Origin of the sequence: Lactobacillus kullabergensis, from assembly GCF_000967195.1 — a bacterium.
In the GTDB taxonomy this organism is placed as follows: domain Bacteria; phylum Bacillota; class Bacilli; order Lactobacillales; family Lactobacillaceae; genus Lactobacillus; species Lactobacillus kullabergensis.
Map to the genome: position 1 here is coordinate 1424955 of NZ_KQ033871.1, position 22987 is coordinate 1447941.

General features: G+C 37.7%; 24 protein-coding genes. 3 read left to right on the forward strand and 21 right to left on the reverse strand.

From position 1 onward, the window contains the following. Nucleotides 1-7: 7 nt before the first annotated feature. The 17 genes from rplE to rpsL all read right to left on the reverse strand — a co-directional run bounded on the left by rplE (nucleotide 8) and on the right by rpsL (nucleotide 9712). Nucleotides 8-550: a 50S ribosomal protein L5 gene (gene rplE / locus JF76_RS07305; protein ID WP_045928450.1), complete on the reverse strand. Its 543-nt coding sequence runs from the start codon at nucleotides 548-550 to the stop codon at nucleotides 8-10. 14 nt (nucleotides 551-564) lie between these two features. Next, the gene (rplX, locus tag JF76_RS07310) at nucleotides 565-828 is read right to left on the reverse strand and encodes a 50S ribosomal protein L24 (RefSeq protein ID WP_045928451.1); all 264 of its coding nucleotides are present in this window, start codon (nucleotides 826-828) and stop codon (nucleotides 565-567) included. 16 nt (nucleotides 829-844) lie between these two features. Next, entirely contained in the window at nucleotides 845-1213 is a 369-nt protein-coding gene (gene rplN, locus JF76_RS07315; protein WP_045928452.1) for a 50S ribosomal protein L14, read from the reverse strand. A gap of 32 nt (nucleotides 1214-1245) precedes the next feature. Then, nucleotides 1246-1512, reverse strand: a complete 267-nt coding sequence (gene rpsQ / locus JF76_RS07320; RefSeq protein ID WP_034980439.1) for a 30S ribosomal protein S17 — start codon at nucleotides 1510-1512, stop codon at nucleotides 1246-1248. Between the two features lie 18 nt (nucleotides 1513-1530). After that, nucleotides 1531-1728 (reverse strand): 50S ribosomal protein L29, encoded by a 198-nt coding sequence (gene rpmC / locus JF76_RS07325; RefSeq protein WP_034980443.1) that lies wholly within the window; start codon nucleotides 1726-1728, stop codon nucleotides 1531-1533. Next, nucleotides 1718-2158: a 50S ribosomal protein L16 gene (gene rplP, locus JF76_RS07330; protein ID WP_045928453.1), complete on the reverse strand. Its 441-nt coding sequence runs from the start codon at nucleotides 2156-2158 to the stop codon at nucleotides 1718-1720. Before rplP ends, rpmC begins: the two co-directional genes overlap by 11 nt. Beyond that, nucleotides 2158-2829 carry a 30S ribosomal protein S3 gene (gene rpsC, locus JF76_RS07335; RefSeq protein WP_034980450.1) on the reverse strand — a complete coding sequence of 224 codons (672 nt, stop codon included), beginning with the start codon at nucleotides 2827-2829 and terminating at the stop codon, nucleotides 2158-2160. Before rpsC ends, rplP begins: the two co-directional genes overlap by 1 nt. A gap of 13 nt (nucleotides 2830-2842) precedes the next feature. After that, nucleotides 2843-3196 (reverse strand): 50S ribosomal protein L22, encoded by a 354-nt coding sequence (rplV, locus tag JF76_RS07340; RefSeq protein WP_034980453.1) that lies wholly within the window; start codon nucleotides 3194-3196, stop codon nucleotides 2843-2845. Nucleotides 3197-3215: 19 nt separating this feature from the next. Further along, on the reverse strand, nucleotides 3216-3497 hold the full coding sequence (gene rpsS / locus JF76_RS07345; RefSeq protein WP_034980456.1) for a 30S ribosomal protein S19: 282 nt from the start codon (nucleotides 3495-3497) through the stop codon (nucleotides 3216-3218). Between the two features lie 18 nt (nucleotides 3498-3515). Continuing rightward, nucleotides 3516-4352: a 50S ribosomal protein L2 gene (rplB, locus tag JF76_RS07350; RefSeq protein WP_045928454.1), complete on the reverse strand. Its 837-nt coding sequence runs from the start codon at nucleotides 4350-4352 to the stop codon at nucleotides 3516-3518. A 15-nt stretch (nucleotides 4353-4367) separates the two neighbouring features. Next, the gene (rplW, locus tag JF76_RS07355) at nucleotides 4368-4679 is read right to left on the reverse strand and encodes a 50S ribosomal protein L23 (RefSeq protein WP_034980462.1); all 312 of its coding nucleotides are present in this window, start codon (nucleotides 4677-4679) and stop codon (nucleotides 4368-4370) included. After that, the gene (gene rplD, locus JF76_RS07360) at nucleotides 4676-5308 is read right to left on the reverse strand and encodes a 50S ribosomal protein L4 (protein WP_034980465.1); all 633 of its coding nucleotides are present in this window, start codon (nucleotides 5306-5308) and stop codon (nucleotides 4676-4678) included. Before rplD ends, rplW begins: the two co-directional genes overlap by 4 nt. Before the next feature lie 14 nt (nucleotides 5309-5322). Next, nucleotides 5323-5952, reverse strand: a complete 630-nt coding sequence (gene rplC / locus JF76_RS07365) for a 50S ribosomal protein L3 (protein WP_034980468.1) — start codon at nucleotides 5950-5952, stop codon at nucleotides 5323-5325. Between the two features lie 24 nt (nucleotides 5953-5976). After that, the gene (rpsJ, locus tag JF76_RS07370; RefSeq protein WP_045928455.1) at nucleotides 5977-6285 is read right to left on the reverse strand and encodes a 30S ribosomal protein S10; all 309 of its coding nucleotides are present in this window, start codon (nucleotides 6283-6285) and stop codon (nucleotides 5977-5979) included. A gap of 416 nt (nucleotides 6286-6701) precedes the next feature. Further along, nucleotides 6702-8795, reverse strand: coding sequence for an elongation factor G (gene fusA / locus JF76_RS07375; protein WP_034980473.1), 2094 nt, complete (start codon nucleotides 8793-8795; stop codon nucleotides 6702-6704). Nucleotides 8796-8819: 24 nt separating this feature from the next. Then, the gene (rpsG, locus tag JF76_RS07380) at nucleotides 8820-9290 is read right to left on the reverse strand and encodes a 30S ribosomal protein S7 (protein ID WP_034980476.1); all 471 of its coding nucleotides are present in this window, start codon (nucleotides 9288-9290) and stop codon (nucleotides 8820-8822) included. 14 nt (nucleotides 9291-9304) lie between these two features. Beyond that, nucleotides 9305-9712 (reverse strand): 30S ribosomal protein S12, encoded by a 408-nt coding sequence (rpsL, locus tag JF76_RS07385; RefSeq protein ID WP_034980479.1) that lies wholly within the window; start codon nucleotides 9710-9712, stop codon nucleotides 9305-9307. Between the two features lie 186 nt (nucleotides 9713-9898). On the opposite strand from rpsL, the gene JF76_RS07390 reads away from it, so the two are divergent. Next, nucleotides 9899-10588 carry a prepilin peptidase gene (locus tag JF76_RS07390; protein ID WP_045928456.1) on the forward strand — a complete coding sequence of 230 codons (690 nt, stop codon included), beginning with the start codon at nucleotides 9899-9901 and terminating at the stop codon, nucleotides 10586-10588. A 71-nt stretch (nucleotides 10589-10659) separates the two neighbouring features. Here the strand turns inward: JF76_RS07390 and JF76_RS07395 are convergent, their stop codons facing one another. The 4 genes from JF76_RS07395 to JF76_RS07410 all read right to left on the reverse strand — a co-directional run bounded on the left by JF76_RS07395 (nucleotide 10660) and on the right by JF76_RS07410 (nucleotide 21331). Then, a complete protein-coding gene (locus tag JF76_RS07395) occupies nucleotides 10660-11172 on the reverse strand; it encodes an ECF transporter S component (RefSeq protein ID WP_045928457.1) in 513 nt (170 codons plus the stop codon). A 135-nt stretch (nucleotides 11173-11307) separates the two neighbouring features. Next, entirely contained in the window at nucleotides 11308-14967 is a 3660-nt protein-coding gene (gene rpoC / locus JF76_RS07400) for a DNA-directed RNA polymerase subunit beta' (RefSeq protein ID WP_045928458.1), read from the reverse strand. A 16-nt stretch (nucleotides 14968-14983) separates the two neighbouring features. Continuing rightward, nucleotides 14984-18622 carry a DNA-directed RNA polymerase subunit beta gene (rpoB, locus tag JF76_RS07405; protein ID WP_045928459.1) on the reverse strand — a complete coding sequence of 1213 codons (3639 nt, stop codon included), beginning with the start codon at nucleotides 18620-18622 and terminating at the stop codon, nucleotides 14984-14986. Between the two features lie 210 nt (nucleotides 18623-18832). Further along, nucleotides 18833-21331 (reverse strand): ATP-dependent Clp protease ATP-binding subunit, encoded by a 2499-nt coding sequence (locus JF76_RS07410; RefSeq protein WP_045928460.1) that lies wholly within the window; start codon nucleotides 21329-21331, stop codon nucleotides 18833-18835. Between the two features lie 707 nt (nucleotides 21332-22038). On the opposite strand from JF76_RS07410, the gene JF76_RS09990 reads away from it, so the two are divergent. Continuing rightward, complete coding sequence (locus tag JF76_RS09990) at nucleotides 22039-22770, forward strand: type II toxin-antitoxin system death-on-curing family toxin (RefSeq protein ID WP_052697095.1); 732 nt, start codon at nucleotides 22039-22041, stop codon at nucleotides 22768-22770. A 48-nt stretch (nucleotides 22771-22818) separates the two neighbouring features. Beyond that, the gene (locus JF76_RS10245; protein ID WP_156962767.1) at nucleotides 22819-22983 is read left to right on the forward strand and encodes a hypothetical protein; all 165 of its coding nucleotides are present in this window, start codon (nucleotides 22819-22821) and stop codon (nucleotides 22981-22983) included. Nucleotides 22984-22987: the final 4 nt, after the last annotated feature.

The window sequence follows — 22987 nt, forward strand, 5'->3', positions numbered from 1 at the left end:
TCCTCCATTATTTTGCAAACGGCATACCAAATTGACCTAGAAGCTCGCGAGCTTCTTCATCTGTATTGGCAGTAGTAACGATAACAACATCTAAACCCCTAGTTCTATTAACTTTATCAAAGTCAATTTCTGGGAAAATCAATTGTTCCTTAATACCTAAAGTGTAGTTACCACGACCATCAAATGAACGGCTGGATACACCACGGAAGTCGCGAACACGAGGAAGTGAAACACTGATTAACTTATATAAGAAATCGTACATTCTATCTCCTCTAAGTGTTACCTTAGCTCCGATAGACATACCCTCACGCAAGCGGAAATTAGCAATTGACTTTTTGGCTTTGGTAACCAGTGGTTTTTGCCCTGAGATCAAAGTCAATTCCTCTACAGCTTCGTCTAAGTTTTTAGCATTAGAAACAGCGTCTCCAACACCCATGTTCAAAACTATTTTTTCAATCTTTGGCACTTGCATAGCTGAGCTGTAATCAAACTTTTCTTGCAATGCAGGAACAATTTTTTCTTTATATTCTTGAGCTAAATAATTTGCCATTTGTGTCCTCCCTTCTACTTCTTAGTTTCTTCTTTTTTGTCATTGGTTTTGCCTTCTGACTTAGCAATGACCTTAACATTTGATGCATGGATTGAACCCTCAGATTCAACTACACCACCATTAGCATTAGTCTGAGAAGGTTTTTGATGCTTCTTGATCTTATTAACGCCTTTAACAACTACACGGTTTTTCTTAACGTTAACAGATAAAACAATACCTTCTTTACCTTTGTCTTTTCCGGTAATAACTTTTACTTTGTCACCAGTTTTAACAAACATCAGTGCACCTCACTTATTATATGACTTCAGGAGCAAGAGAGACGATTTTCATAAAGTCGTGCTCACGTAGCTCACGTGCAACAGGCCCAAAGATACGAGTACCGCGTGGACTCTTATCTGCATTGATAACTACACCAGCATTTTCATCAAATTTGATGTATGATCCATCTTCACGACGTGCGCCTGATTTTGTTCTAACAATGACAGCCTTGACAACGTCACCTTTTTTGACAACGCCACCTGGTGTTGCTTGTTTAACAGTTGCAACAACAATATCACCAATGTTACCAGTCTTACGTCTTGATCCACCTAAGACTCTAATAACTAAAAGTTCTCTGGCACCTGAGTTATCAGCAACCTTCAAACGGGATTCATTTTGAATCACTATATAATCCTCCCCTCACTAAATCCGCAAAATTAAACAGATTTTTTAACAATTTTAACTAAACGAAAGCGCTTTGTACGAGATAATGGACGAGTTTCCATGATACGAACAGTATCGCCAACTTTAGCTTCATTTTTATCATCTTGTGCGTAATATTTCTTTGAATATCTAATACGCTTTTTGTAAACAGGGTGGTTCTTATAAGTATCAACAACTACTGTGATAGTCTTGTCATTCTTATCAGAAATTACTTGGCCTTGATATACGTGACGATGATTTCTTTCGATTGATTCGCTCAAGTTAATAACTCCCTTCCACTAATCTTTTTCCAATGCTTTTTCGCTAAGAATTGTTTTAATTCTAGCAATATTTTTACGAACTTTGCCTAGGCGAGCGGTATTTTCTAATTGACCCGTTGCTTGTTGAAAACGCAAATTAAAGAGTTCTTCTTTATATTGCTTTTCCTTATCTAACATTTGATCAGTGGTTAATGCTCTGATATCTTTAGCCTTCATTAGAATTGCCACCTACTTCCGAACTTTTAGTCACAAATTTACATTTAATTGGTAGCTTCGTTGCAGCAAGTCTTAGTGCTTCACGAGCTGTTGCTTCATTAACGCCACCGATTTCAAACATAATCTTTTCTCTCTTGACTACAGCTACCCAGCCTGCAGGTGCACCTTTACCAGAACCCATACGTACACCAACACCTTTAGCAGTGTATGACTTTTGAGGGAAAATTCTAATCCAAACCTTACCACCACGTTTCATGTAACGAGTCATCGCAACACGAGCAGCTTCGATTTGTTGTGTAGTAATCCAGTGCGATTCAAGGGCTTGTAAACCATATTCACCAAAAGCAATGGTTTTACCACCCTTAGCAGCACCTCGCATCTTACCACGAAACTCACGACGGTGTTTTACCCTTTTTGGTACTAGAGGCATTATTTGTTTCCTCCCTTCGCAGCTTTTTCGGGCTTCTTACTTTTAGAAGGTAAGATTTCACCCCGGTTAATCCATACTTGAACACCAATTTCACCATATGTAGTGTAGGCATTTACCCAAGCATAATCAATATCTGCTCTTAAAGTTTGTAATGGAACACGACCTTCTGTGTGCCATTCTCTTCTTGCCATGTCAGCGCCGTTCAAACGGCCAGATGTTTGTACTCTGATTCCCTTGGCACCGGCACGCATAGTTCTTTGAGTAGCTTGACGAGTAGCACGTCTAAAAGCGATACGAGCTTCAAGTTGACTAGCGATACTTTCAGCTACTAATTTGGCATCAAGATCAGGTTTCTTGATTTCAACAATATTAACGTGGACTTGTTTCTTAGTCAAAGCATTTAATTCTTTTCTCAATGCTTCAACTTCAGAACCACCTTTACCAATTACCATACCTGGTTTAGAAGTATTGATTGATACGTTGATCCTATTAGCTGCACGTTCAATTTCAACAGTAGAAACAGAGGCATTCTTTAACTTCTTATCAATGAATTTTCTGATGCGAAGGTCTTCATTTAAGGTTTCTTTGTATCCTCTGTCAGCATACCATTTAGATTCCCAGTCACGAATTACGCCGAGACGAAAACCATTTGGGTTAATTTTCTGACCCATTAATATACCTCCCTTAATCGTTCTTTTCTGACACTACTACAACTACATGACTAGTTCTCTTATTAATAGGAGAAGCCATACCTTTGGCACGTGGTCTAAATCTCTTTAAAGTTGCTCCTTCATTTACGTATGCTTCAGATACATAAAGATTGGCACTTTCAAGATCGTAATTGTGTTCTGCATTTGCAATTGCTGAGCGTAAAACTTTTTCAACGATTGGGGAAGCAGCTCTAGGTGTGAATTGCAAGATTGCCAATGCTTCAGCAACGTCTTTGCCACGAATCAAATCAACAACTAAACGTGCTTTTCTTGGAGCAATACGAACTGTTCTTGCTTCTGCCCTAGCTGAACTAACTTGTTCTGCCATTTAAGTGTTTCTCCTTTCTTTATTTTGCAGTAGCCTTGTCGTCAGATGTCTTATGTCCACGAAAAGTTCTCGTTGGAACAAATTCACCTAACTTATGACCAACCATATCCTCAGTAATATATACTGGAACATGCTTTCTACCATCGTAAACAGCTATAGTCAAACCAACAAAAGAAGGAAAAATAGTTGAACGACGTGACCAAGTTTTAATAACCTGTTTTTTATCTGTATCTGCTTGTGCATCAACTTTCTTTAATAAGGATGCATCAGCAAAAGGCCCTTTTTTAATACTACGGCTCATTAAATTACCCTCCTTCTATTATTTGCTACCTTTACGGTGACGAACAATTAGCTTCTCACTGGCTCTCTTACTATTTCTAGTCTTGATACCACGAGCTTTCTTGCCCCATGGAGTCATTGGTTGTGGACGACCTACAGGAGCTTTACCTTCACCACCACCATGTGGGTGATCGTTAGGGTTCATTACAGAACCACGAGATTGCGGACGTCTGCCTAACCAGCGACTACGGCCAGCTTTACCTAATTGAATTAACGAATGTTGTTCATTACCAACAACACCAATAGTTGCACGACAAACTGATAAAATTTTACGAACTTCACCACTCTGTAATTTAACTAAAGTGTACTTACCATCATTACCCAAAACTTGAGCACTGGCTCCAGCACTTCTAACAAGCTGACCACCTTTACCAGGACTTAATTCAATATTGTGAATTGATGTACCAGTTGGAATATTCTTTAATGGCAAAGCGTTTCCTGGCTTAATATCTGCATTAGCGCCAGATTCAACCACATCACCAACTGTTAAACCTTTAGGTGCTAAGATATAAGCCTTAATACCATCAGTATAGTGAAGAAGCGCAATGTTAGCAGTTCTGTTTGGATCGTATTCGATTGCTTTAACTACAGCTTTAGCGTTATCTTTATTGCGTTTAAAATCGATGATACGGTACTTTTGCTTATGTCCACCACCACGGTGTCTGCTAGTAATATGACCATAAGAGTTACGACCTGCAGTGTGTGATTGTGACTCAAGTAAAGTACGCTCTGGCTTGCTCTTAGTAATTTCAGCAAAGTCAGAAGTAGTCATATTACGGCGACCATTTGTGGTTGGCTTATAAATTTTAATAGCCAATTGACTGACCTCCTATTACTTATTTTCTTCTTTATTATCGTTATCGTCTTTGAAAATTTTGATGTCATTTGAATCTTCAGTTAAGGTGACGATTGCTTTACGTGTCCGAGCAGTTTTACCTGAATAACGACCAACACGCTTATCCTTACCACGAACATTCATGATATTAACTTTTTTGACCTTAACATCAAAAATTTCTTCAACAGCATCACGAACTTGAGTCTTGGTTGCAGTTAAAAGCACGTTGAAAGTATATTTCTTATCATCCATTAAGTTCGTTGACTTTTCAGTAATGACAGGTCTTAAAATGATATCGTGTGCACTCATTTCGTCGAAGCCCCCTCAACATTCTTTTCTATCTTTTCAATAGCTTCTTTTGTCAAGATTAATTTGTCATAGTTGACAACATCTTCTACATTCAAGCCATTTGCAGTGATAACCTTAACGTTTGGCAAATTCCTAGCTGAGTATTGAATATTTTTATCTTCAGAAACAACTAAAACTTTACCTTCAACCTTTAAGTCGTCCAAGATTGACTTAAACTCTTTTGTTTTAGGAGCTGACATAGTCAATTGATCTAAAACAATCAAATCTTTATCAATCAATTTTTGGGAAAGAACAGACTTGATAGCCAAGCGCCGTTGCTTTCTTGGCATTGAGTATGCATAAGAACGTGGAGTTGGTCCAAAAACAACACCACCGCCGCGCCATTGTGGTGAACGGATAGACCCTTGACGAGCACGTCCAGTACCCTTTTGTTTCCAAGGCTTCTTACCACCACCGCGAACAGCAGATCTATTTTTAACCTTCGAGGTTCCTTGACGTCTGCCAGCTCTTTGTCTGATAATTGCGTCAAAAACTACGCTTTCATTTGGTTTAATACCAAATACTTCATCATTTAAAGTAACTTCACCAGCATCTTTGCCTTTTTGATCAATAACTTTTAAATTAGCCATTCTAGTCCTCCTTCCTATTTATTATTTTTTACAGCAGATCTAACAGTAAGCAATGAATTCTTAGCGCCAGGAACGTTGCCTTTAATTAACAAAACATTCTTATCTGCTACAACTTTTTCAATTACTAAGTTTTCAATGGTAACTTTCTTCATTCCCATGTGACCTGGCAGACGTTTGCCTTTAGGCACACGGTTAATGATTGAACCCATTGAACCAGGAATTCTATGGTATCTTGAACCGTGAGTTTCTGGTCCACGTGATTGGCCCCAACGTTTAATGTTACCTTGGTATCCATGACCTCTTGTAGTACCAGTGACGTCAACTACGTCACCTTCCTTAAATGTGTCCACAGTAACTTCTGAGCCGACTTCATAGTCCTTAAGCTCAACTCCGCGGATTTCACGTATGAAGCGCTTAGGCGAAGTCTTTGCTTTTGCAGCATGACCTTTTTCTGGTTTGTTGCTCAAAACTTCACGCTTATCTTGATATCCTAATTGAACTGCTTCGTAGCCGTCTGATTCAACTGTCTTAACTTGCATAACTACGTTAGGCGTTGCTTCAACAACTGTTACAGGCACGAGGATACCATCTTTAGTGAAGATTTGGGTCATACCAACTTTTCTTCCTAAGATTCCTTTGGTCATGATTACACCTCTTTCTTTTTAAAATTAAAGTTTAATTTCGATGTCAACACCACTTGGTAAATCAAGCTTCATTAAAGAGTCAACAGTTTTAGGTGTTGGATTTAAAATATCGATTAAACGCTTATGCGTACGAATTTCAAATTGTTCACGTGAGTCCTTGTTCTTGTGTGGTGAACGCAAAACAGTGAACAATACCCTTTCTGTTGGCAATGGAACTGGACCTGAAATTTCAGCTCCAGTTCTCTTTGCAGTAGCTACAATTTTAGCAGCTGATTCATCGAGAATACCATGTTCGTATGACTTAAGTCTGATACGAATTGATTGACTTGCCATTAAATTACCTCCTCAACGTCTTCTTTAAAAGATGACTAGCTTCCACAAAAATTACCGACACAACCTCTGTGGCAATGCAGCCTGGTGTGCCGCAACCTTTTGTATCAATGCTTTACAACAATATGTGCTTTAAGGCAGACTATGCCCTAGACACACAAAAAATAGTATAACCGTTTTAAGCTTAATTATCAAGGATTAAAGGAACTTTTTTCATCTTTTAGAATAGAAAAATACAATTTTTATACTTTTTTAAATAAAATCCTTAATTTTATGTTTAAGAAGTCTACTACAAACAGAAAAATTCTCAAATAATTTATTCAGAAACGAAATTTTTGATAAAAAAAGAGCCACTGGCTTTACCAATAGCTCGATTTTTATAGTTAATAACTTGTTTTTATATTATTAATTATTGAAAATTATTCAGCGTTACCGCCACGTTTTTTGATGATATCCTCTTGAATAGACTTAGGAGTTGGTGAGTAATGATCAAAGACCATCGTAAATGTGCCACGGCCTTGAGTTGAAGAACGTAAGGTGGTAGCATAACCAAACATTTCTGCCAGAGGAACCATTGAATTCAACACTTTAGCGCCGGCACGATCTTGCATGTTATCCATTGTACCACGACGAGCAGTAATTGAACCCATTACGTCACCTAAGTAATCTTCAGGTGTGATAACTTGAACCTTCATAATAGGTTCAAGGATAACTGCACCAGCCTTAGGTGCAGCATTTCTCAATGCCAATGATGCAGCAACTTTGAAGGCAGCTTCAGAAGAGTCGACTTCGTGGTAACTACCGTCATAAAGTTTAGCTTTTACATCAATCAGTGGGTAACCTGCCAAGATGCCGTTCTTCATAGATTCTTGCAAACCAGCATCAACAGCAGGGATAAATTCACGAGGAACAACACCACCAACAATGGCGTCTTCAAATTCGTAACCTTTTCCTCTTTCATTTGGTGTAAATTCAATCCAAACGTCACCATATTGACCTTTACCACCTGATTGACGCACAAATTTACCTTGTGCTTTAGCAGGCTTAGTGAAGGTTTCACGGTAAGCAACTTGTGGTTCACCAATCTTAGCTTCAACGTGGAATTCACGCTTCATACGTTCAACCATGATTTGCAGGTGTAATTCACCCATTCCGGAAATCAAAGTTTGACCTGTTTCAGCGTTTGTTTCTGCTCTAAAGGTTGGATCCTCTTCAGTTAATTTTTGCAAAGCAACATCAAGTTTGTCACGGTCAGCTTTTGATTCTGGCTCAATTGAAACTTGAATAACCGGATCTGGAACTTCCAAACTTTCCAAAATTAATGGGTGATCAGGATCAGTTAATGAATCACCGGTAGTAGTATTCTTTAAACCGATAGCACCAGCAATATCACCGGAGAATACTTCAGAAATTTCACTTCGTGAGTTAGCATGCATTTGCAACAAACGACCAACACGTTCACGACTATTCTTAGAAGCATTCAAAACATATGAACCTGATTCAAGTGAACCAGTGTAAACACGAATATAAGTCAAACGACCAACAAATGGATCAGTAGCAATCTTAAACGCCAAAGCGGAAAATGGCTTTTCATCTCCAGCAACTAATTCAACTTCTTCACCAGTTTTTGGATCATGAGCAACATAAGGCTTAACATCTAACGGAGATGGTAAGTAATCAACAACACCATCAAGCATCATCTGTACACCCTTGTTCTTAAAAGCTGAGCCTGCAAATACAGGGAAAATCTTCAAGTCCAATGTAGCTTTACGAATAGCAGCTTTTAATTCATCAACGGAAATCTCATCACCATTAAGGTATTTTTCCATGATATCATCATCAACATCAGCTACTTGTTCAATTAATTCGGAGCGACGTTTTTCAGCTTCTTCTTTGTATTCATCAGGAACAGGAATAGTATCCCATTTGGAGCCAAGCTTATCTTCATCATAAACATCAGCTACCATGTCAAGTAAGTCAATAACACCTTCAAAGCTTTCGGCAGAACCAATTGGCATTTGCACAGCTAGAGCATTGGCATTTAAACGTTCGTGCAAAGACTTAACAGATTTGTCAAAGTCTGCTCCAATCTTATCCATTTTGTTTACAAAAACAATTCGAGGAACACCGTAAGTTTCAGCCTGGCGCCAAACATTTTCAGTTTGAGGTTCCACACCAGCTTGAGCGTCAAGAACAGTTACGGCACCATCAAGAACACGCAAGGAACGTTCAACTTCGATAGTGAAGTCAACGTGTCCAGGGGTATCGATAATGTTAATTCTGTAATCTTTCCATTGTGCAGTAGTAGCTGCAGAAGTAATAGTGATACCACGTTCTTTTTCTTCATCCATCCAGTCCATTTGTGAATCACCCTCATGGGTTTCACCAATTTTATGGATCTTACCAGTGTAATAAAGAATACGCTCTGTTGTGGTAGTCTTACCCGCATCAATGTGGGCCATAATACCAATGTTACGTGTTTTTTCTAATGGAAATTCACGCTTATTAGCCATAGATTTTTTCCTTTCCCTAAAAAATTAGAAACGATAGTGTGCAAATGCACGGTTAGCTTCAGCCATACGGTGAACATCTTCACGCTTTTTAACAGCTGAGCCAGTATTGTTTGAAGCATCAATAATTTCGTTAGCCAAGCGTTCATCCATAGTATGTTCATTACGTAAACGAGCGTAAGAAACTAACCATCTTAAACCTAAAGTAGTTCTTCTTTCAGGACGAACTTCAACTGGAATCTGATAGTTTGAACCACCAATACGGCGAGCTCTAACTTCCAAAACAGGCATAATATTATTCATAGCTTCTTCAAAAACATCAAGTGGCTCTTTGCCGGTCTTTTCTTTAACAATGTCAAAAGCATCATAAAGAATGGATGAAGCCTTAGCTCTTTTACCATCGATCATTAAGTGGTTGATCAACTTAGTTACAAGCTTTGAATTATATACTGGATCCGCTAAAATATCTCTTTTAGCTACATGTCCTTTTCTAGGCATTATTTAACTCCTCCTTAATCTTTCTTGGCACCGTATTTGGAACGTCCTTGCTTTCTGCCTTCAACACCAGCAGTATCAAGAGCACCACGAATAATATGGTAACGAACACCAGGAAGGTCCTTTACACGACCACCACGAATTAACACAACAGAGTGTTCCTGTAAATTATGGCCTTCACCTGGAATATAAGCAGTTACTTCAATCAGGTTAGAAAGACGAACACGAGCATACTTCCGCAAAGCTGAGTTTGGCTTCTTTGGTGTCATAGTGCCGACACGAGTTGCAACTCCACGCATTTGGGGCGCTGGGTTAGCTACTAATTCTTTCTTCATACTGTTGTAGCCATAGCTTAAAGCTGGTGACTTTGATTTAGTCGTCTTAGTATGACGGCCTTTTCTTACCAATTGGTTAATAGTTGGCATTAAATTTTCCTCCTAAAAAATTCATTATTTTGTTCACACATCCAGGAGTTTCTTTTTTAAGTCCCAGATAATCATCAAAATACACATTGACTATTGTACTCGCTTGTCGCAAAAAAGCAAATTATTTTTACTAATTGAAAAGCAGATGATATTTTTTGCGTATTTGATTTAAGCGAGGTAAACAATATGAAATGGATTTTTGGAATCAGCAATTTTTTGATTGGTACATGTCTAGCTTCTCATGCATGTGTAATTATCGAAAGACTCGGCAAAGAAGACTTTATCTTCAGTCGCTCAAAATGCACTAATTGTAATCAACAGCTGTGCTTGTTAGATGAAATACCTTTAATTTCCTATTTAATACTTAAAGGTCGTTGCCGTTATTGTAAAATTCACATCCCCTGTGAATATTTTTTAACAGAATTTTTAGGCGGTTTCGCTTTTTATAAAATTGATTTTAGCAGCATACATGATATTTGTACGGCGATTGTTTTGTTTAGTCTTCTACTAGCTGCTATCAGCGATTATCAGGTTCAGGAATTCGATATTACACTGGTACTGCCTGCACTTGTTATTTCGCTTCAACATATAATGAATAATTTTTATAGAATTAGCACTACTGATCTCATAGAATTTTTACCTATTTTTTTGTTTTTTCTTTTTGAGACAGTTAGAAAAAAATGTGGTAGTGGAGACTTAATAGTCTACCTAATCTTATCTTTCTACTTTAACTCCCAATTCGCCAATTTAACTTTTTTAACTGCTTCAATAGCTTTGCTTATTGTTTTTTTGGGCAGTAAAATGAGCAAAAAGGAGCCTGTTGCTTTTATTCCTTTTATTTATATTGGATTAATCATTCAACTTTTGTGCAAATAAAAAGCTGGGATCCATATAAAATGAAATAGCAGCTTTAATAAACTAGTAAAAATAATTTTTTCACGTAAGTATTAGTTGTATCTTGCCATCAGATTTTGAAAACTAGGCAGCAGTACTATGGCTATAACAACTCCGACTACTCCTTGAATTGCATTGGTAAAAAGACTGGCAAGTCCTGCAGCCCAAGTATAAAGAACTGTATTAGTGATAAAATAGCCACCTACCATAAAGAATACTCCTATAGCTCCGGCGACAGCACCTTTGACTAATTGATTTTTTAAATTCCAGTATTTAAAGACTAAACCAACAAAAAAACCTTCTAAACCATGGACAACAAGAGAAAATAACATGAACTGCCCATATCCACCAAGAAGATCAAGTAAAAATCCAGAAAGACCTCCAACTATGCCTCCGGCCATTGGACCGTATAAAAGCGCCACTATATAAATAATCGCATCACATAAATTAATATTTCCATGAGTCAAGGGCATTGGAATAATGAAAATTCGACTAATAACGACGTTAATCGCAGTTAATAATGCTAATAATACAAGTCTCTTTAAAGAAAAATCATTTACTCTCAACTTCTACATCCCCCGCTTGATTTTGTCTGATTATAACATTTTTTAATTAAAATATCACCAATAGTTCATAAAATTCCAAACAAAAAACTGTCCCGTTAGTATTTTCTAACGGAACAGTTTTTTAATTAAATCAGATTATGATTCCTTAGCTTGGTCTGCTTCCTTCATCTTTTTCTCAATATCAGCAATTGAATAAACAGATTTAGGTTTCTTTACATCTGACTCAGGTTCCATATCACGATAAATCGGAAGACCAGTACCAGCTGGAATTATCTTACCAATAATAACATTTTCTTTTAATCCAAGTAGCGGATCATTCTTTCCTCTGATAGAAGCATCAGTTAGAACACGAGTTGTTTCCTGGAAGGAAGCAGCTGACAAGAAACTGTTGGTTTCAAGAGCGGCTTTAGTAATACCTAAAATTACACTTTGTGCAGTTGCAGGAATACCACCAGAAATAATCACAGCTTTGTTACGTTCCTTAAACTGATTGATATCCATTACCTCACCAGGTAAAAGATCAGTTTCTCCAGGATCGAGCACACGAACTTTTTGCAACATTTGTCTAGTTAATACTTCAACGTGCTTATCTGAAATATCAACACCTTGCATCCTGTATGCTTTTTGGACTTCGACCAAAATATACTCTTCAGTAGTTAATGTATCAGTAACCTGAATTAATTCTTTCGGATCAATAGATCCAAGAGTCAACTTGTCACCGCGATGAACTTCGTCACCCTCAGCAACAGCTACCGAAGCAGTATAAGGCACGCTGTAACTTCTAGTATCGATCCTACCCTTAACAGTAATTTCACGAGTATGTTCAGCAGGATTTTCCTGAATTGAATCAATTACTCCATCTACTTCAGAAATTATCGCACGACCCTTAGGATTACGAGCTTCAAACAATTCCTGCACACGAGGAAGACCTTGCGTAATATCTTCAGCACCTGCAACACCACCATTGTGGAAAGTACGTAAAGTAAGCTGAGTACCAGGTTCACCGATAGATTGAGCAGCAACTGTACCAACTGCTTCACCAACTTCGACTTCTTCTCCAGTGGCAAGGTTCATACCGTAACACTTGCGACAAACACCATGTGGTGTATCACAAGTTAGGATCGAACGGATCTTCACGTTAGTTACACCAGCATCACAAATCTGATGTGCTAAGTTTTCATCCATCATGACATTGCGACCAACAATTGTAGCACCAGTCTTTGGATCCTTCACTGTTTCGGCAGTAAAGCGGCCAAGTAAACGATCATAGAGCGGTTCAATTAATTCGTCACCCTCCATAATTGCATGAACATTAATGCCACGGTCAGTCCCACAGTCATCATCACGAATAATAACATCCTGTGCAACATCTACTAGACGACGAGTCAAGTAGCCAGACTGAGCAGTCTTCAAGGCGGTATCGGTCATTCCCTTACGAGCACCATGAGTAGACATGAATAATTCTAGAACTGACAAACCTTCCTTAAAGTTAGAAGTAACTGGAATTTCGAACAACCCACCGTTTGGTGTAGCCATCAAGCCACGCATACCAGCAAGCTGTGTAAAGTTGGAAATGTTACCACGAGCTCCTGAATCGGCCATGATAGTAATAGGATTACGTGGGTCATAAATCTGGGCAATTTCATCTTGAACTTGATCTTTACAATCATTCCAAATGCTAATTACCCTGTCGTGTCTCTCATCTTCAGTGATTAAACCACGTCTAAACTGTTTAGACACAATATCTACTTGTTTATGGGCTTTAGCAACCTTTTCATCTTTATCTTGGATTTCAGGAACATCGGTCATCCCGATTGTAATACCAGAAGTAGTTGAACTGGTATAACCTAAAGTCTTTAAGTCATCAAGATATTCAGATGTTCTTTGAACCTTATAATATTTATAAATTGTAGCAATTGAATCAGACAGGAATGATTTCTTAAACGGTGTAGAAATCAAATCACTTGCAACACTATCAATTTTTTCATGGATATCTTCGCCCGGTTCCAAGAAATACTTGGCAGCAAGTGGGTTATTTAAATTTTCTTCAGTTGGCTCATTAACATAGAAATAGTCATCTGGGAAAATCAGATTAAAGATGATTCGACCATAAGTAGTGACAAAGATGCCATGTTCATATCCTTTTGGCCATGCCTTTTCTGGCATCGAATCAGCTGACATCCCAATAATGGTGTGATAATGAATGTCACCATTATTATATGCAACGGTTGCTTCATCAGGTGAGTTGAAAATCATTCCTTCACCTTCACGGCCCTTTTCAGCTTGAGTTAACCAATAATTACCCAAAACTATATCTTGAGAGGGAGTAACAATTGGCTTACCGTCCTTAGGAGCCAAAATATGGTGAGCAGCCAGCATTAGCATCCGTGATTCCGCAACAGCTTCGTCAGATAATGGCACATGGATAGCCATCTGGTCACCATCAAAGTCAGCATTATATGCTTCACAGGCAAGAGGGTGCAGTCGAATAGATTTGCCCGGCACTAGAACAGGTTCAAAAGCTTGAATACTTAAACGGTGCAAAGTAGGTGCACGGTTTAGTAACACCGTTCTTTCCTTAATGACATCCTCAAGTACATCCCAGACATCATCGTCTTCGCGGTCAATTTTCCGCTTAGCGCTCTTAATATTGGTAGCAATCTTACGCTTAACGAGTTCATGCATTACAAATGGTTTGAACAATTCCAGAGCCATTGGACGAGGAACACCACATTGATAGAATTTCAATTTTGGTGAAACATCGATAACTGAACGACCGGAATAGTCAACACGTTTACCTAATAAGTTTTGACGGAAACGTCCCTGTTTACCCTTAAGCATGTGTGATAAAGATTTCAGCGGACGATTACCTGGTCCGACCACAGAACGACCACGACGACCATTATCAATCAATGCATCAACGGCTTCTTGCAACATCCGTTTTTCATTTTGCACAATGATATTAGGAGCATTTAAGTCAAGTAATCTCTTTAACCTATTATTACGGTTGATAACACGCCGATATAAGTCGTTTAAATCAGAAGTTGCAAAACGACCACCTTCGAGTTGCACCATCGGCCTTAAATCTGGTGGTATAACAGGTACTGCATCAATAACCATCCATTCTGGCTTGTTACCGGAATCTTTAAAGGCATCAAGAATATCAAGTCTTCTGATTGCCCGAGTCCGTTTTTGACCAGTTGCAGTTTCCAATTCTTTCTTTAAATCGGTAACTTCTTTATTTAAATCAACCTTCCGAAGCAAATCACGAATTGCTTCTGCACCCATTTTGGCAGTAAAACGATTGCCATATTTTGCTTTTTGCTCACGATATTCAGCTTCAGTCAAAAGCTGTTTAAATTCAAGCTCAGTATCACCTGGATCAATTACAATATAAGCCGCAAAATAGATTACTTCTTCAAGAAGTCTGGGAGAAATATCCAAAATAAGTCCCATTCTTGATGGAATACCTTTAAAGTACCAAATATGAGTAACAGGTGCAGCCAATTCAATATGACCCATCCGCTCTCTTCTAACTTTAGAGGAGGTAACTTCAACACCACAGCGATCACAAACGATCCCGCGGTATCTCACACCCTTATATTTACCACATGCACATGACCAATCTTTTGTCGGTCCAAAAATTCGTTCATCAAATAAACCGTCTTTTTCCGGCTTTAAAGTTCGATAATTGATAGTTTCCGGCTTTTTAACTTCACCGTATGACCAGCTACGAATTTTATTAGGAGAGGCAAGACCAATTTGCATGCTTTCAAATTTATTTACGTCGATCAAAAGTTTAACCTCCTACTTATTGAGAAATCTTATTATCATCGTCAGATTTATCTACAGGGACCTTCGGTTCTTCTGTCTCCGTTTTATTATCTTCAGAATCAGCGGTTTCTTCGGCTAACTTCTTACGTTGTTGCTCTTCCGCCATCTTGGATAGGGTATCAATGTTCAAATGCTCATTTGAATCATCATCCATATCACGCAATTCAATTTCTTTATGATTCATATCAAGAACACGTATATCCAAACCTAATGATTGCAGTTCTTTAACAAGAACACGGAATGATTCCGGAACACCTGGCTTAGGAATTCTTTCACCCTTAACTATTGCTTCATATGCTTTAACACGACCAACAACATCATCTGATTTGTAGGTCAAAATTTCCTGCAGAGTATATGCAGCACCGTATGCTTCAAGGGCCCAAACTTCCATTTCACCAAAACGCTGCCCACCAAACTGTGCTTTACCACCAAGAGGTTGTTGCGTTACTAATGAGTAAGGCCCAATTGAACGTGCGTGAATCTTATCATCAACCATGTGAGTCAATTTCAAATAGTGCATGATACCAACGGAAACGCGGTTATGGAATGGTTCACCGGTGCGGCCATCGTAAAGAACGGTTTTACCATCTTTATCAATACCAGCCTTATGAACAGTATCCCAAACATCATCTTCATTGGCTCCGTCAAATACTGGTGTAGCGACATGAATACCTAGGTTATCTGCTGCACGGCCAAGGTGTAATTCCAAAAGCTGTCCAATATTCATACGTGAAGGAACACCCATCGGGTTTAAACAAATATCTACTGGAGTTCCATCTGGCAAATAAGGCATGTCTTCTTCTGGCACAACTGCAGCAACAGTACCTTTATTACCATGACGACCAGACATCTTATCTCCAACTTGGATTTTTCTCTTTTGTGCAATATAAACTCTTACTAAAGTATTAACACCAGGAGAAAGTTCATCACCATTTTCTCTGGTATAAACTTTGACATCGCGGACAATACCGCCACCACCGTGAGGAACACGCAATGATGTATCACGAACTTCGCGTGCTTTTTCACCAAAGATAGCATGAAGAAGTCTCTCTTCTGCTGATAATTCAGTAACACCTTTAGGTGTAACTTTACCAACCAGAATATCTCCATCATGTACTTCGGCACCTACACGAACAATACCTTGACTATCAAGATCTTTAAGTGCATCTTCACCAACATTTGGCAATTCACGAGTGATTTCTTCAGGACCTAGTTTAGTGTCTCTAGCTTCAGATTCATAATCTTCAATACTAATTGAAGTATAAACGTCATCTTTAACAAGCCGCTCAGAAAGCATGATGGCATCTTCGTAGTTATACATATTCCAAGTCATAAAGGCGATAACAGGATTTTGACCAAGAGCAAGTTCACCATGATCCATTGTCGGACCATTGGCAATAACTTCACCTTTTTCAACCTTATCACCTAAATTAACGTTAGGAGTTTGATTGTAAGATTTTGAATTATTTGAACGACGATATTTTTCCAGTGTATATTTATCTAATGTGCTGTCATCGCGTCTAACTCTAATTGTGTTAGCATCAACATATTCAACAGTACCAGCAGCTTTAGCCAAAACAGCAGCTCCTGAATCATGAGCCGCACGATACTCCATACCTGTACCGACAAGGCAGCTATGAGGATTAATCAAAGGTGCAGCTTGTCTTTGCTGGTTAGCTCCCATTAATGCACGGTTAGAGTCATCGTTTTCCAAAAACGGAATACATGCAGAAGCAACCGAAACAACCTGCTTAGGAATAACGTCCATGTAGTCAATTTTATCTGGACTAACTTCGACGTTATCTTCTTTATGACGTGCTAAAACAAGATCATCTTTAAATGAACCGTCCGGATTAAGTGGGGTATTAGCACCAGCAATAATATAGTTATCTTCAACATCAGCTGTAAGATAATCAATCTTGTTAGTAACTTTGTGTGTCTTCCAGGAAACACGACGGTATGGTGTCTCAATAAAACCATATTTGTTAATCACCGCATATGTAGCCAGTGAGTTAATCAAACCAATGTTTGGACCTTCAGGAGTTTCAATAGGACATAAACGACCATATTGGGTATAGTGAACATCACGCACTTCGTATCCTGCACGATCACGAGTTAAACCACCAGGCCCTAAAGCTGACATACGACGCTTATGCGTTAATTCGCCAAGCGGGTTATGCTGGTCCATAAATTGTGACAATTGTGATGAACCAAAGAACTCTTTGATGCTGGCTACAATTGGTCTAATGTTAATCAATTGTTGTGGTGTAACGGTTGAAGGATCCTGAATTGACATTCTTTCTCTTACAACACGTTCCATACGAGCCAAACCAATTCTAAATTGATTCTGCAGCAATTCGCCCACGCGACGAATACGACGATTACCAAGGTGATCAATATCATCGGTTGTACCAATTTCATCTTGTAATAGGAAGAAATAATTAATTGATGCTAGAACGTCAGCTGGTGTCAAATACTTAACTTTTTTATCAATATGACCATTAGAAATCAATTTGACAACACGTTCTGGATTTACTTTGGAGTAAACTTTAATTTCCTGGACGTTAATTGGATCAGGTAATACGCCTTCTTGAGATGGTTGGTAAGTAACCATCTTAAAATCATCACGATCAAGATACTTTTCAAGTGTATCCATCACTTCGTGTGTTACAATAGTACCTTTTTTAGCAATAATTTCACCTGTATCAGGATCTGCTAATGTTTCTGCCAAAGTTTGACCATATAAGCGACTCTTTAAAGATAACTTTTTGTTAACTTTGTAGCGACCAACAGGTGCTAAATCGTAACGACGTGGGTCAAAGAAACGTGCATAAAGCAGTGATCTTGAAGAATCAGTTGTCTTTGGCTCACCAGGACGTAGACGTTCATAAATGTCCTTTAATGCTTCAGCTACACGAGAATCAGCTGGATTCTTATGGACGTCCTTATCCAAAGTAAATTGTAATGTATCGCTTTGGCCAAAAAGATCTAAAATTTCATCATCTGAACCAATTCCAAGAGCTCTGATTAAAACAGTCAAAGGCAACTTACGAGTACGGTCAACTCGAACATAGGAAACATTTTTAGCATCAGTTTCATATTCAAGCCAGGCACCACGGTTAGGAATTACTGTAGTACCAAATATTTGGCGACCATTTTTATCATAATCGCCAGAATAATAAACACTTGGCGACCTAACCAGCTGCGAAACGATAACTCTTTCAGCACCATTAATAATAAATGAGCCAGATTCAGTCATTAATGGCAAATCGCCAAAGAAAACATCTTGAGTTTTAATCTCACCGGTTTTTTGATTAGTTAATTTTAAAGTAACGTGCATGGGAGCAGCATAAGTTGCATCATGATCACGTGCTTCATCAACGGTATATTTTGGCTTTTGCAGTTTATAGCCCAAATATTCCAGGGAAAGCTTACCTGAAAAGTCACTAATTGGCATGATATCGTCAAAAACGTCTTTAATACCTTCATCCAAAAACCATTGGTATGATTCGGTCTGCACATCTGTCAAGTTAGGCAGATCCAGCACTTCTTTAATGCGGGAAAAGCTACGTCTTGTCCGATGTTTGCCAAAATTCACTACGTGTCCATTTAACAAGGAGAAAACACCCTTTCTGTCAGAGAAAGCTAATATTACATTTTGATTACAAATTCAAAAAGCCGGAATTTTATGCATAAAAAAGACAAAAACAACAATTGTCGTTTTTGTCCTTTATTATTTTGCTGGACAATAGATCAGCAAAATCCTGAAAATCAGCCTTTTAATCACGCACTACTATAACAAACTATTACAAGTGTGTCAATTAATTTACTTTGCCCCTACTAAGTTATTTTTATCTTCTTTATTAACTTCAAATTTTAAATGATTGTGACTGCAACCAATTTTTAGAATATCACCACTATTAAGATCGCCCTTGATCAACATTGTAGCAATTTCATCTTCAATATCTTTTTGAATTGCACGACGCAGGGGCCTTGCGCCCATTTCGGGATTATAACCATCTTTTGCAATTTTATCTAGAGCCGCACGAGAAATTTTGAGCTGTACGCCTTGCTTATGCAAACGATCTATTAGTTTACGAGTTAAAAGAGTAACAATTTGACGTAATTGTTTTTGATTAAGCTCATCAAAAATGACCGTTTCGTCAATTCTATTTAAGAATTCAGGTCTAAAGAACTGTTTTAATGCTTCACGAACGCGATCCTGTCGCAGTTTTATCTGGCTCGTATTATCAGCATTAAATCCTACAGCTTTAGTTTCAAACAGCGAACGGGAACCCAGATTAGAGGTCATAATAATAATTGTATTTTTAAAGTCTATCTTTCGACCCTTGGAATCAGTCAAAAAGCCATCTTCCAGAACTTGTAACAATAAATTAAATACATCTGGATGGGCCTTTTCTACTTCATCAAATAGTACGACCGAGTATGGATGCCGACGAACTTGTTCAGTCAATTGACCGCCTTCATCATAGCCAACGTATCCTGGAGCAGAACCAATTAACTTACTATTAGCAATTTGATCCATATATTCAGACATATCAATTCTAATCAAATTGTTTTCAGAACCAAATATGGCTGCGGCAATTGCTTTTGCCAATTCGGTTTTACCAACACCTGTCGGTCCCAAAAACAAGAAGGAACCAATCGGTCTATTTTCATCTTTAATACCGCTGCGACTACGGCGCACTGCCCGGCTAACAGCAGAAACTGCTTTTTCCTGACCAATAATCCGTTTATGCAGGTCTTTTTCAAGGTTAGCCAAATGCTTAGTTTCATCACGATTCATTTGGGTAACAGGAACACCAGTCCAATTTGAAACTACCTTTGCAACATCTTCTGCTTGCACTGTAGCATCCTTGTTAGTTGCCAAATCAAATTTGGCTGTTAATTCGTCCTGTCTTCTTTGTAAACTGTTTTGTCTTTCTTGGAGTTGCGCAGCCTTGACAAAGTTCTGATTAACAGCAGCATGATTTTTTTCACTAATAACTTTTTCAATTTGGTCATTAATTTGCAGCAACTGGTTATTAGAGCCTTTACCGGATTTAATTTTAACAGCAGCACTTGCCTCATCAATCAAATCGATTGCTTTATCCGGTAAGTAACGGTCAGAAATATAGCGACTTGAAAGATCAACAGCATTTTCTAATGCAGACTGTGATATTTTTACGTGATGAAATTTTTCATATTTTGATTTCAGTCCGTTTAAAATTGCCAGCGTTTCAGTGCGAGAAGGTTCATTCAATCGTACAATTTGAAAACGACGTGCTAATGCTTGATCCTTTTCAACATATTTTTGATATTCATCAAAAGTTGTGGCACCAATCATTTGAATATCGCCACGCGCTAAAGATGGCTTTAAAATATTAGCTGCATCAATTGAGCCTTCAGCGCCACCGGCTCCAATGAGAGTGTGCATTTCATCCACAAAAAGAATGATGTTGCCATTTGCAGTGATTTCTTTAATGATTTTTTTCATGCGGTCTTCAAATTCACCACGGTATTTAGTGCCGGCAACAAGACCACCTAAGTCAAGTGACACCACTTGCTTTTTTAATAAATCGTGTGGGACTTTTTTCGCAACAATTGCAGTTGCTATCGCTTCTGCCACTGCCGTCTTACCAACACCCGGTTCCCCAATTAAAACCGGATTATTTTTATTACGCCGAGATAAAATTTCAATAACTCGAGCTACTTCTCGATCTCGACCAATAACAGGATCTATTTCACCATTTTCAGCTCGTTCGTTTAAATTAACTGAAACCTGATCAAGAGTTGGCGTACTTGAATTTTTATTAGTGCTTTCTTCAGTGCCATTAAAACTGGACCAGCTACTATCATCAGATTGATCACTGTTATCCATGTCTTGTTCGTCTTCACCTAAACTGTGTAAAATGTCATTACGCAAACCATCAAGATCAATATTTAAATTACGTAAGATTACAGATGCCAATATTTGTTCATTGAGCACCATGCCTAACAGAATATGGCAGGTTCTAATCTTAGAGGAACCCTCACGTTCTGCTAAAGTGCCAGCATATGCCAAGACCATGCTGAGGCGCGGTGACATTTGCATGTAACTGGTTTTACCAGCTGAACCATAGCCTGTATAACGTTCAATTTCTTCACGAATCGCTTTCGGTGTTGCACCCCAGGCCCGCAAATTCTTGCCGGCTTCACCATCAGATTCAATTACCATCGCAAGTAGTACGTGTTCAGTACCAATTAAACGATGATGAAAATTCTGTGCTTGTTCACGTGCAATTTCTAATACTTGATTTGCACTGGTTGTATAAGATTTTTTCATCATTGCACCACCTTTAAAAAATGACGTGTATACACTATAAACCTTTTTGACAATTTGTAAAATATTCTGTTTGCAGCAGAAATCTTAGTGTCAAAAAACTTTGCAATCATTATATCAAATACAAGCAGTTCGTGCGACCCAATCCTTCTTTATTATTTAAATTAGAAATAATTTTTCAACAGAATACTTGTGCAAGAATCTTAGTGGGCTGTTATAACTTCCAAAAAACTAAAAATTCTCATACTAGCAAAAATAAATTACCAACATGAGAATGTAACTGCATATTATTGGGAAAACAGATATTGTACTCAGTTCTTAAAATACCTTTATATCAACGATTATAGCAATAATTTCGACATATGAAGTCGATTTTAGCCTTTCCAGACGTATAAGATATTTCGTACATTGAAAAATACTAACCATTAAGTTAAAAAACTATAAAATAATTGATTACAGCTGGTTATGCTAACAAATGTTGCCCTAATCTAAAAATAAATGTATTGTTTTCACCTAATAAAATTCAATATATTTATTTCCTTAAACTAGCTTTTATAACTGTTTTTTTATATTATTGCTTTGAGTATTCTAAATGGTTAGTGACAAGAATTTATACTCGAGAACTAAACAGAAGAAGTTATAATGCCAATACGCTTCCTAAAGATAATGATAAAATTTGAACATAATATAATTTTTATATGAGAAACAGTATGCAAAGATTTCACTATAAAAACCAAGAATATGATGGACTTGTAATTTTTCCTTTTGATCCCAACGCAAAAGATAATACAATGCAATTAAATGAATTTGCTGAAATAATTGGTGAAGGACTACTTACCAAAGAAAAGTGGAAACCAATACCTACCGAAAGCAATAGGAATAAGATAGTGCCAAATGAAGATGGTACATCAATTATGGAAATTCCAACTTTAAATGGTTTAAAGAAGTTACTGGCTATAGCTCAGCCGATAAGTTATTTAACAGTAAAACGAACTTGTGAACTAAACTTTAAATCTCAAGAAATTTTTAATGAAGAATCATATAGCGGTGACTATTATTTAAAAGAGCCTGGCATAATTGAAAACTTATTATACAGAGTTGAGAATTCAATTGTTTTCGGAGAAAATCGTCTACCAACAATAATCACTAAAGCTGCTAGTCTATGGTATACAATCGCCAGATACCAGGCATTTAGCAATGGGAACAAAAGAACAGCTTTATTAGCAACTGTAGACTTTTTGCAAAATAATTTTTTGATCTTTAATTTAGGGCCAAAAACGGACTTAGAAAAACAGCTCTATAACGTTTCACTTAAAATTGCTAATGATGAGTATTCGGAAGAAAACGTCAAATTATTTATTAAGGACCATGTTATAGTAGATTTTGATATGCTTAATTACCTTATAACTTACGTTCCACAGTTTAAAATAATAGACAGTTGAATTTAATTGTGGTAGTTTGTAGAATTAGGAAGGTAGGAGGATAACATCATGGAAAATAAATTTAGATTAATTTCTCCTTCTGAAGAACAAATCAGAAAATCATCTAGGCCTAGAAGTAAACAAGAAGAACAACTTATACATGAATATAGAAATAATCAGATTCAGAATAATAAACCTTTAATACGAGTTTTAAAAAGGTTGAGTAAAACTTAAATGG